This window comes from Pseudomonas sp. K5002, assembly GCF_013386655.1.
Taxonomy (GTDB): Bacteria; Pseudomonadota; Gammaproteobacteria; order Pseudomonadales; family Pseudomonadaceae; genus Aquipseudomonas.
The window spans coordinates 1-11,505 of record NZ_JACARK010000038.1 but is presented as its reverse complement, the minus strand read 5'-3'; the positions used below and the strand labels follow the sequence as shown (position 1 = coordinate 11,505).

General features: G+C 61.8%; 6 protein-coding genes and 3 pseudogenes. 3 read left to right on the top strand and 6 right to left on the bottom strand.

All coding sequences use genetic code 11. The features are described from left to right. Positions 1-383 (top strand): annotated as a pseudogene (locus HX846_RS01930) (TetR family transcriptional regulator); the annotation flags it as partial. A gap of 52 nt (positions 384-435) precedes the next feature. Here the strand turns inward: HX846_RS01930 and HX846_RS01925 are convergent. Both HX846_RS01925 and HX846_RS39380 read right to left on the bottom strand, forming a co-directional pair. Then, positions 436-2,385, bottom strand: a pseudogene (locus tag HX846_RS01925) (c-type cytochrome); the annotation flags it as partial. Next, a pseudogene (locus HX846_RS39380) lies at positions 2,359-3,063 on the bottom strand (nuclear transport factor 2 family protein); the annotation flags it as partial. The pseudogenes HX846_RS01925 and HX846_RS39380, both read right to left, overlap by 27 nt. 261 nt (positions 3,064-3,324) lie before the next feature. Between HX846_RS39380 and HX846_RS01920 the strand changes: the two are divergent. Then, positions 3,325-3,597 carry a DUF1652 domain-containing protein gene (locus tag HX846_RS01920; protein WP_003217129.1) on the top strand — a complete coding sequence of 91 codons (273 nt, stop codon included), beginning with the start codon at positions 3,325-3,327 and terminating at the stop codon, positions 3,595-3,597. A 130-nt stretch (positions 3,598-3,727) separates the two neighbouring features. Here HX846_RS01920 and HX846_RS01915 read toward each other — a convergent pair whose 3' ends face one another. Then, a complete protein-coding gene (locus HX846_RS01915) occupies positions 3,728-6,196 on the bottom strand; it encodes a UvrD-helicase domain-containing protein (RefSeq protein WP_178964852.1) in 2,469 nt (822 codons plus the stop codon). Between the two features lie 218 nt (positions 6,197-6,414). Between HX846_RS01915 and HX846_RS01910 the strand changes: the two genes are divergently transcribed. Next, positions 6,415-7,110, top strand: a complete 696-nt coding sequence (locus tag HX846_RS01910; RefSeq protein WP_003217133.1) for a pirin family protein — start codon at positions 6,415-6,417, stop codon at positions 7,108-7,110. Between the two features lie 65 nt (positions 7,111-7,175). On the opposite strand, the gene pgm is transcribed toward HX846_RS01910, so the two are convergent. The 3 genes from pgm to HX846_RS01895 form a co-directional block, all read right to left on the bottom strand. After that, on the bottom strand, positions 7,176-8,822 hold the full coding sequence (gene pgm, locus HX846_RS01905; RefSeq protein WP_087694418.1) for a phosphoglucomutase (alpha-D-glucose-1,6-bisphosphate-dependent): 1,647 nt from the start codon (positions 8,820-8,822) through the stop codon (positions 7,176-7,178). A gap of 99 nt (positions 8,823-8,921) precedes the next feature. After that, the gene (locus HX846_RS01900) at positions 8,922-10,334 is read right to left on the bottom strand and encodes a PLP-dependent aminotransferase family protein (RefSeq protein WP_178964851.1); all 1,413 of its coding nucleotides are present in this window, start codon (positions 10,332-10,334) and stop codon (positions 8,922-8,924) included. A gap of 24 nt (positions 10,335-10,358) precedes the next feature. After that, positions 10,359-11,505: hypothetical protein (locus tag HX846_RS01895; RefSeq protein WP_178964850.1), on the bottom strand; the 1,147-nt coding region annotated here is incomplete at its 5' end.

Genomic DNA, 11,505 nt, shown 5'->3' with positions numbered 1-11,505 from the left:
TGCAGGCGCTGGTGGGGTTTATCTGGAATTACTACGTCAAGCATCCCGAGTTTGTGGCGATCCTGAGCATCGAGAACCTGCACCAGGGCAAGCATGCGAAGCAGTCGGGTGAACTGCGGCGGTTGTCCGGGGAGGCGGTTGGGGTGTTGCGGCCGATCATTGAGGCGGGCCAGGCCCAAGGGCTGTTTCGTGAAGATGTGGACATCAAGCATGTGTACTTGATGATTGCTTCGTTGTGCTACTTCTATAACTCCAACCAGCACACGCTGAGTTCGTTTTTGGGGGAGGATTTGGCGGATAAGACCCAGCAGCGGGATTGGCTGGGGTTTATCAGTGATCTGGTGTTGCGCGGGGTATGCGTGACACCGCCCATCCAACGGTAGAACCTGGATCTAAATGTGGGAGCGGGNNTCCCACATTTTTTGACCGTGTGAATCAATGGGTACCGGGATTGGCTCGCAGGTGTGCCACGGTTTGCTCCAGGCCTTCCCACTGCGGTGCATGGGGTGCGAAGCGCCCGCGCAGGTATGCGGCCAATTCCGCCACTTGGGTGTTCGACAAACTGTCCTTGAACGCCGGCATGTAACCCAGATCCTTGGTCGCCGGAGTGCTGATCCCTTGCAAAATCACCTTGATCAGGTTGTCCGGTTGATCGCTGTGCACATTGGTATTGGTCGCCAGTGACGGGCTGACGCCGAACAGCTTCGGGCCCTGTCCGTCGGCATGGCAGGCCTTGCATGAACCTTCGAATACCCGTCGCCCATTGGCATTGGGCACCGTCGCAGCTGCCACCACCTGCGCTTCGGCGGCGCCGCTGTCGTTCAGCGAAGCCAGGTACACCGCCATCGCGCGGATGTCGGTCTTGGGCAGTTTCGCCAGTTCAGTCACGACCGGTCCCATCGGCCCAGTTGCCACGCCATGGGCATCGGAATAACCAGTGCTCAGGTAGCTGAACAATTGGTCTTCGGTCCACGGCGTCGGCGCCTTGGACAAGCCATTCAAGGCCGGCGCTTCCCAACCATCCACCCTGCCGCCCGCGAGGAACGCCTTGCCGCCCTTCTCCGCCCCCATCAGGTTGCGCGGCGAATGGCACGCCGCGCAGTGCCCCAAACCGTTGACCAGGTAAGCGCCACGATTCCATTGCTCGCTGCGCTGTGGCTGCACGCTGATTTCTCCGCGGCGCAGGAACAGCGCATTCCAGCCGGCCATCAACGGCCGGATATTGAACGGAAACTTCATCGCATTCGGCACCGGTGCCTGGCTCACCGGCGCCTGGGACATCAGGTAGGCATACAGCGCCTGCATGTCGGCATCGTTGATATTGCGAAACGCCGTATAGGGAAACGCCGGGTACAGGTTGCGCCCGTCGCGGCCAATGCCGTCGCGCATCGCCCGCTCGAACGCCGGGTAGGACCAGTTGCCAATCCCGGTTTTCTCATCCGGGGTGATGTTGCTGCTGTAAAGGGTGCCGAACGGCGTATGCATCGCCAGCCCGCCGGCATTGGTGGCACCGCCCGGTGCCGTGTGGCACACCGCGCAATCCCCCACGGCGGCCAGCAAGCGCCCGCGCTCCAGGGTGGCCTTGGACCAGGTGCCTGCACTGGGCGGTGCAATCGGGGCAATTTCGCTGTGAAACGGCCACGCGGTAGCAGCCATGCCCAGCACCGCGCCAAAGGCGGCGAACAATGAGCCGAACAACCATTTGCGGCGCTTTTCCGGGGACTTCGCCGGCTCGCCCAGGGTGCCTGCATTCAGCGCCGCCAATACCCGCTCGGGGGTAATCGGCAGCTCGCGAAAACGGATGCCGGTGGCGTCATAGATCGCATTGGCAATCGCCGCCGCGCTGGGCACCGAGGCCGACTCACCGGCGCCCATCGGGGGCTGGTCCTGGCGCGGCATCATCAGTACGTCGATCTGCGGCACTTCCGGGAAGGTCAGGATCGGATAACCGCCCCACTCCTTGCTCGCCACGGTCGACTCTTCAAAGGTCACGCGTTCCTTGAGCACACGGCTGGTGGACTGGATCACATTGCCGTGGATCTGATGCTGCACCCCTGCGGGGTTGATCATCATCCCCGAGTCATGCCCGATCACCACCCGCGTCACCGAGACATCGCCGGTCTGCTTGTCGATGGCCACGTCCGCGACCCACGCCGCCCACGCCGCGCCGAAGCCGGGAAACTTGCTGTGGATGTAGCGCGCGTAGGCAAAGCCCCGACCACGCAGCAGGTGGTCCTCATTCGCGGTTTGCATCGGCGCGGTACGCGGTGCCCAGTTGGCGCGTTCGGCGGTGGATTTCACCAGGTCGATGGCGCGCTCGTCCTTCAGGTAACGCAGGCGGTACTCCACCGGGTCGACCCCGGCGGCAAACGCCAGTTCGTCGATGCGGATCGGCGGCGCGGCCATTTCCAGTGCAGCCAGCAAATGCTGGAGGCGTGCCTGGTTGACGTAGCGATAAAAACTTTGCCCCAGCACCTGGTTCAACAGGTAGGAAATCTGGTTGCGGCTGTACCCGCACTCCTTCGCCACCCGTTGCAGGTCCAGTTCGGGGTCCAGATAGGGTTGCTGGCGCTCGAAGTACTGTTGCAGGTCGTTGGCCATGTAGCTCAGTTGCTGCGGCGACAGGCCCAGGCGGCTGACGGTCGGGCGTGTGGTCTCGCGGCGGCTGGCAGACTGCTCGTGGACCAGGGAGGCGTACTCGTTGACCCGCCAGATCAAGCCATCGCGCACGGTAATCGCTTCGCTGGTGCGAAACGACACCAGGCCCTGGCCGCCACGCAAGGTGATGCGGTATTGGATGAATGCGGTGTCGCCGTCGGCGCGGATGCGGTCGGTGTGTTCGATCGCTTCGTCGGCGCCACGGGGCATGCTGGCTTGCAGGTATTCGCGCAGCTCGCCGGCACCCACCACGCGGTTCTGGAAGAAATCGTGGTATTGGATGTCCGGATGGTAGTACGACATCACTCCATCCAGGTCCCGATCCCGCCAGCACAGATGGTGACGCAGTACCAGCTTGGCCGTAGCTTGGGTTTTCTGGGAGTCATCCGGAATGATGTCTTGCATTGAGCGCTCTACGCCGGTGAAAAAAGAGGCAGCTTGCCCAACTGCCCGTACCCGCTCAACGGCCATTTGATATTTCCGACTAATGGCCTTTCGCTTAATACCACGCAGCACGTGACCCATATCAACGTTATTGAAAACAACTGCCGGACGGGACGAAAAAACTCCCATGCCCGATGCGAACGAATGCTATTTTTAGTGCTCACGACGGCCAGGACCAGTGACGGTCATGGCGCCCCTGCAGCGAGCTAAAGGAAGCGCTCAATGAACAAGGTGGGCAACATGAACAAAGTGACATTCCCCAACGCCTGCCAGTTGATGCGCTGGCACTTTCATCCCATGGGCTTTGAGGCGAGCATGGATGCTCCCGGCAGTATGATCGCCCGCCTGTTCGACCGCGCCAGCGGGGAAACCCTGATTGCAATTGCCGGTATCCCTTGCGCCACGGTGATGAACGCTGCTGACGTGGAGCGGATCATCGAGGCGGTTGAGGATGAACTGGAGTCGTTTGTGCCGCCGCTGTCGCTACGGGCTTGATCTGGCAACGCAGGTATCCTGTGGCGAGGGAGCTTGCTCCCGCTGGGGTGCGTAGCAGCCCCAAAATCCTGGGAGCGCTGCGCACTCCAGCGGGAGCAAGCTCCCTCACCACAGGATTCAACGTCACCCCTTATGATTTGCTGATGCGCTGGTCGTCAAAAAACGGTTTGTCCCCGGCAACCCGGTCCGAAGCCTTTGGCACATTCACCCCTTGGCCATCCTGGCCGTCGACATACCAATAGCAATGGCTCACCGCCCGGGTAATGCCCACGTAGGCCAGGCGCAGCACTTCGTCTTTCTGCGCGCTGTCGTAAGCTTCGGTATCGCCGTCCTTGCCCAGTCCTGCCATGCGGTAGACCTGGTTCTTGTACGGCGAACTGGTCAAGTGCTGGCAGTCGCCCAGCAGGAATACCGCATCCGCCTGCAAGCCCTTGGCGCTGTGATAAGTCAGTTGCTTGAGCCGGCGGCTGCCGTACGACAAACTAGAATCCACATTAACTACCGACTGAATATGCTCTTGCATCAATGACTTATCGCTGCTTTTTCGATACAGCATTAATACCGAGTCACCCTTTTGATAGTGCGCCAGCAGTTGTTGGCCCAGCGCCGCATCGTCACGGTCACGCACCGTGACCGGCACCAACTCCTTCGCGGTTCCACTGGCCTTGGCTTTCTTGCCGCTGATGGCTGGGGCCGCCCGCACAATGTGCTCGGCAGCATCGATCACGTGCTGATGGCTGCGGTAGTTCTCGCCCAGCATCACCCGGGTGGTCGTGGGTGACGGGAACTCCTTGTTGAACTCCATGAAATACTTGGGCGAACTGCCACGCCAGCCATAGATCGACTGCCAGTCATCGCCCACGCACAACAGCGAAGAGCGCTGGGCCCCGCGCCCCACGTGCATGGCCGGCCCACGGCTGCGGATCTCCCGCAGGCTGGCCCGGATCCACGAGACGATCTGCGGCGATACGTCCTGGAATTCGTCGATCATCAGGTGCGACATCGGCCGTAGCAGCGGGTCGCTGAGCAACTTCAGGTTCTCCGGGGTGTTTTCGCCAAACAGCGAGAACATCCGGTTGTAGGTCATGACCGGTGGCGACTGGTCCAGCAAGTGATCTTCGAGGGCCTTCCAGAAAATGCTCAGTGCCTCGAAGTAAAAACGGTCTGGATCATCCTTGGCAAAACTCATCTTGCCCACGGCGGTGGGCACATCCAGCCCGAGGTTCTCGATGAACCCGGCTGCGGCAACAAAGCTGTCCAGCAACGGTGCCGAACCCAGCTCGCCCTTGACCTTGTAATCGAAGCCCGGGCCCGCTGTTGCGTCACCTGCCAGGCTGCTTAAAAGCCGCTTGGAAGACTCGTAGCTTTCTAGCCATATCAATGGTTTACGGCAGAAAGCTTGAAATAGGGTTCGCTTTACCGCCCATTCGGCACGTACTGACAGCTTGGACCCGGGTCGACTGACCTGGGCATTTTCCCGCGGGTCGAAGCCCAGTACGACCCAGGCATCCAGTTCGGCAATGTAGCCATGGCAGTGAAACTTCGCGCCGTTGATATCGAACGTCTGGCGATTGGGCTCGATGCCCTTGATCGGCCAGGCGCCGGCACGAAACCACAGGTCTTCGATCACATCGCAAAGTTCTTCATCGCGCTTGGCCGCCAGTTCGGTCACCGCCACGCGCTTTTGCACGTCCGGGTGATCGCGCTCCAGCTCCTTGAGTTGCAGGGCATGGCGCGCGAGCGGAGCGATCAGTTCGCGGAAGCGTTCATGGCGGCCATGCAGCCGGTGATAGCAGGCATTCAGTTGCTGGCGCTGGGCGTCGTTGATCCGCAATTCGAAGGGGTTGCTGTCGGCCTCATCAAAACCCGCTTCGGTCCGCGCATTGAGGTTCTCGAACGCCTGCAGCCGTTCAAGGCCCGGCAGGCTGCGCACCATTGGCAGGATGCGTGAGTGAAAGGTCCGCACCACCGCTTGCGCGTCTTTCATACCAAGGGGTTGGCCCCACAAGGCGAGAATTTCCATGAGCTTGTTGATGAAGTCCTTGCGCGACTCACGGGTGAAGGTCACCACCGTCATCGAGCTCAGCTCGAAGCCCAGGTAATGGGTCAGCAGCAGGATACGCAGCACCAGCGAGGTGGATTTACCCGCGCCGGCGCCGGCGATCACCGAGGTGGACGGCGTATCGCTGAAGATCATCTTCCATTGCGCCGCACTCGGCTGGGCATGGGCCGGCAGCAGGCGCGCCACATCAGCCTTGATGCGTTTTTTCAACTCGGCGGTCAGCGGCAGGCGCCAATCATCGAACAGGTTGTCGTCAACACCCGGCGCAGTGTGCTCATCCGGCCGGAAGTCACGAATCAGCAGGACCTGGCGGCCTTCTTCGATACCATCCGCCTTGCCTTCCTTATAGCCATACTCCACGCCGGCCGTGTGGCCACTGCGAAAGCCGTCGGCCTGGCCATGCAGCCATGAGAAACGGTGCTGTGCCCTCAGGCGCGTCAGGCCGTGACCGAATAATCGGGCGGCGAGCCGTTTCAACAGGGGCATTTCGGCCAGTGGCCGCAGTTCGGGAGGCAGATCGGGGGTGTGTTGCGGCACGCGGACTCCTGCGATGCTTTAACTCGGACAAGAGCCCTATGGTCGCCGCAAATGCCCCACAGTTCCAGCCAATTGCTTTGCGCTCATGCAGTTAGGCGATGAAGTGAAGACAAGTCCTGAGCATCGGCATCGAAGCATTCGATAGGAATCCAGCATTTTTTACGCTTTTTATCGATCTGGCGCTGCTGGATGATGGCTCCCATCCACAGGAGACGATCATGCTTGAACTTCGACCTTTCAACACCCTGGGCGGCGCCAATCACGGTTGGCTGGACGCTCACCACCACTTCTCGTTTGCCGAATACCATGACCCCAAGCGCATGCACTGGGGCAACCTGCGGGTGTGGAACGATGACCTCATCGCACCGGGCACCGGCTTCCCGCAGCACCCCCACCGGGACATGGAAATCATCACCTATGTGCGTGAGGGCGCCATCAGCCATGCCGACAACCTGGGCAACCAGGGCCGCACCGAGGCCGGCGACGTCCAGGTAATGAGCGCCGGCACCGGGATCGCCCACAGCGAGTACAACCTGGAAGCTACGCCGACCAAGATTTTCCAGATCTGGATCATTCCCAATGAGGCCGGTTTGCCGCCGTCGTGGGGCGCTAAGCCGTTTCCGAAGGGTGACCGCGAAGGGTTTGTGACCCTGGCCAGTGGCAAGGCCGGAGACAGCGAAAGCCTGCGGATTCGGGCCGATGCACGCTTGGTAGCGGCAAACCTGAAAGCCGGTGAAAGTGCCGAGTATCGGCTGGACAACGGACGCCGGGCGTACCTAGTACCGGCCACCGGGGTAATTGAAGTCAATGGCTTGCGTGCACAAGCTCGAGACGGTGTGGCGGTTGAGGATGAGCAGGTACTGCGGGTGACAGCGGTTGAGGACAGCGAGATCGTGTTGGTCGACCTCGCCTGACCGAGCTTGAATGTGGTGAGGGAGCTTGCTCCCTCGCCACAGGTTAATCAGTCATAGGTTGGGTATCAGTTAGCCGAGATCGCCCCGTCCACCAACACCTGGGCCTCTTCCACCAGTTGCTTGAGGTGATCTTCGCCGATAAAGCTCTCGGCGTAGATCTTGTAGATGTCCTCGGTGCCCGATGGCCGTGCGGCAAACCAACCGTTTTCAGTCATGACTTTCAGCCCGCCGATCGCCTGGTCATTGCCCGGCGCGTGGCTGAGGATCTGCTGGATGCTTTCCCCGGCCAACTGCGTGGACGTCACCTGGTCTGGCGACAGCTTGCCCAACAAGGCCTTCTGCGCCGGAGTCGCCTTGGCATCCACCCGAATGGCGAACGGCTCGCCCAGTGCATCGGTCAGCCCGCGATAAATCTGGCTTGGGTCCTGGCCTTTGCGCGAGGTCATTTCCGCCGCCAGCAGCGCCGGGATCAAGCCGTCCTTGTCAGTGCTCCACACGCTGCCGTCCTTGCGCAGGAACGAGGCGCCGGCACTTTCTTCGCCACCAAAACCCAGCGAACCGTCGAACAGGCCATCGGCAAACCACTTGAAGCCCACCGGCACTTCGTACAGGCGACGGCCAATGCGCTTGGCCACGCGATCAATCAAGCCACTGCTGACCACGGTCTTGCCCACCGCAGCATCAGCGCGCCACTCGGGGCGGTTCTGGAACAGGTAGTCGATGGACACGGCCAGGTAGTTGTTCGGCGCCAGCAAGCCACCGGACGGCGTCACGATGCCATGGCGGTCGTGGTCCGGGTCGCAGGCGAAGGCCACGTCATAACGGTCCTTGAGGCCGATCAACCCCTGCATGGCGTAGCTGGAGGACGGGTCCATGCGGATCTGGCCGTCCCAGTCGACGCTCATGAAGCGGAAGGTCGAATCCACTTCGGTGTTCACCACGTCGAGGTTCAGGCGGTGATGCTCGGCGATGGCCGACCAGTAGCGCACCCCTGCTCCGCCCAGCGGATCGACGCCCAGGCGCAAGCCAGCGTTGCGGATGGCATCGAAGTCGATGACGTTGACCAGGTCGGCCACGTAGGTGTTGAGGTAGTCGTGGCGATGAGTGGTGTCGGCCTTCAGCGCCTGGGCATGGGTGATGCGCTTGACCCCGGCCAGCTTATTGGCCAGCAGTTCGTTAGCCTTGGCTTCGATCCACTTGGTGATGTGGGTGTCGGCCGGGCCGCCGTTGGGCGGGTTGTACTTGTAGCCGCCGCTTTGTGGCGGGTTGTGGGACGGCGTGATCACGATGCCGTCGGCCAAACCACTGGTGCGGCCGCGGTTGTAGCAAATGATGGCGTGGGAAATCGCCGGTGTCGGGGTGTACTCATCGCCTTCGGCGAGCATCACGTGCACGCCATTGGCGGCCAGCACTTCCAGCGCACTGGCGCCCGCCGGGGTGGACAACGCGTGGGTGTCGAGGCCGACAAACAGCGGGCCGTTGATGCCCTGGGCTTCACGGTACAGGCAAATGGCCTGGCTGATGGCAAGCACGTGCCATTCATTGAAGCTCAGGTCGAACGAGCTGCCGCGGTGCCCGGAGGTACCAAAGGCGACGCGCTGGGTGGAGATCGCTGCATCAGGCTGGCCGGTGTAATAGGCCGTTACCAGTCGCGGGATGTCTACCAGCAATTGAGCTGGTGCCGGCTTGCCCGCAAAAGGACTGAGAGTCATGCATAAACCTCGGAAAGAGAAGGATTCGGAAAAAAGTGCAGTTTACTGGGACTTGGACTGCTCCGCGACGTTATAAATCCTACAGCAATCAGCGAAATTTCATTCAGCGCCGGTCTGTGCCTGCCTGAGCGCCAGAGCCAGTTCATCCAGGGCGTTCTCCAGGTTATGGGCGCCGTCAACGGCATGGCTCAGCCGCAGATGCTGGCAGTGCAGGCCACTGAGGCTGAACAACTCCCCCGGCGCAATCACCACGTGCCGGGTGAGCAGGCGCTGGAACACCTGGCGCATATCCACCGGGGCCTCTGAGCGCAACCAGAAGGTCGCGCCAGCGGCGGGCATTCGGTAGCTCACCTGGTTGCCCAGATGCGTGTCCAGCCGCAGGCCCATGAGCCGGGCCTGCTCTTTGAGTTGCGGGCGCAACTCCCGCAGATGCTGGTCGATGCGCCCGCTTTGATAGAGCCGCGCAATCGCGCGCTGGCGGATAGAGGACAACCGGAATGCGCGCAACAGGAACTGGCGCTGCAGCTCGCCGCTGAGGTGGCGCGACAGCAAATAGCCAAACGGCGCTTCCGGCCCGAGCATCTTCTCGAACGTGGAAAACACCATCAGCCGCTCGGGATTGGCCAGGTCCCGTAACGCGGTGATTGGCTGCCCGAAGCCGAGGTCACCATGGCTGTCATTTTCTAACAACCAACAGCCATGCTGGTCCAGCAATCGCACTAGCTGCAGGCGATCATGGGTGGACAGGACTACGCCGGACGGCAGGCTGACACCGGATGACAGCAACGCCAGCTGCACCGGCTCGGTGCTGAGCAAGTGCTCGAACAACGCCAGGTCCAGGCCGTCGTCCGCCGTGAATGGCAATTCGAGAACCCTCACGCCTGCCCCCTGCAACAACCGCAGGATCAGCCAGTCACACGGGGATTCGACGATGATCGCAGCGCCCTTGAGACCCAGCACCTCGATCAGGATTTCCAGTACCCCGCGCAAATCGGCGCCGATGTATACCTCGTCCGCCTGCCAGCAACGGGTCGGCGACGAGGTATAGCGCGCCGCGAGCGTCGCCCGCAGTTCCCACACGCCACAGGGCTGCGACCATGGCTGCAGATGATGCGGGTAATGCCGCAACAGTTCGCGCTCGAGCAGCAACAGCGCTGCGTCCAGTGACGCCGCAAGTGCCGGCTCATCGGCGCTGAGCACGCGCATTCCCGGACGTCGCGCACTGGCATAGAGGCGCTCCAGCAGGTCGCCACCGCTGCTGCCTGGCGGTCTATTCAATACCGGCCAGGCGTAGTAGCCCGACTTGGGCACCGAGTACACCCGGCCCTCCTTCTCGAGCAACGAGTAAGCGTATTGAATGGTCGAGATCGACACATTCAGGCGCTCCGCCAATTGGCGCAATGATGGCAGTTTTACCCGGGCATCCGTGCCCACCTCGCCGATGAGGTTGATCATGTAGCGATACACCGCCTGGTAGGCGAAGTCGGTTTGCCGGTCGTCCCTGAGGTTCATCGCTGGTCACCCGCCGCCACCCGCTTAACGCCCCGCCAGTTGGTAGGCTGCCAGGGCGGGCGCACCTTGCTGTGGCGTCTCGGCCATGCCCGGCACGCCGGTGGCTGGCCGCTTGCGATAGAGATGTTGCAGCAGGTCGATCGGCAACCCGCTGGTGTCGATGGCCCATTGCACCAGCATCTCGGCCACCGGCTTGCCTTGCAGCGCCTTGTGCAGCTCGGGGAGCGCCACCAGCATGCCGGGGTGGCATTGGCGCAAAAAGCTTTCGAGGCGCTCGCCGTGACGGATAAACGGCGAAAACATCAGGCAGTTCAGTTGGCTTTCATCCAATCGGAACATCGCCTGGGCGTAGTCGGCCGCCAGCGCTCGGCCATCCTGGGTCGCTGCCTGGGCAATCAGGTGTTCGGGAATCTGCTTGCGCCGCATGAACAGCGCGGCCTGCTGCATGAAGCCCTGTGCGCCCTCCTCGTAATCCAGTTCCCGCAGGCACTCGGCCTGCAAGCCCCGCAGATGGGCCATCAGCAACGGGTTCGCATAGCTCGCGTGGCTGAAATGAAAGCCAAACTCGTCCGGTTCATAGCCCATGAACTGACGCAACAGCGGCCCGGAGGAGTATTCGGCCGCGTCCTTAAGGTCGGCAGCGCCGATATAGGCCAAGTGGCGATGGTTGTCCGTGTCGGACTTATCGGCGACGGCGTAACGCTCGCCGTAAAGGTCGCAGTAATAGGCGTTGCTCCACTCATCCATGCGCGCGAACAGCCCGCTGAGCACCAGGGGCTGGCGCGGCGGGATCTCTGCACCGCTCGCCAGCGCAGCCTTCTTCAGCCACGCCAGGTACTCCCGCTGCTTGCGCGCGGAGTCACCGCTGACCAGCGCGTGCACGCCGCCATTGCAGGTGGTGACGCGCTGGTAAAAGTCACCGAGGGCCAGGTAGGCGTCGTTGCACAGGGTTTGGCGAAGATCTCCCGAAGTCAGGTGCCCCACCATCAGCATATTGCGCCGGCTGGTGTCGCGCGCCGCACTGGAGGCCGGCCGCAGGTGGTTGAACGGCAAGACTTCCTGATTCTCGACCATCAGCAATTCGACACGCGCATCGTCATGCAGGAACAGCGCGCTGTAGCCGCGATGCAGCGTGTCCAGGGCATTTTGCGACATGCCGGCATGGCGCAAG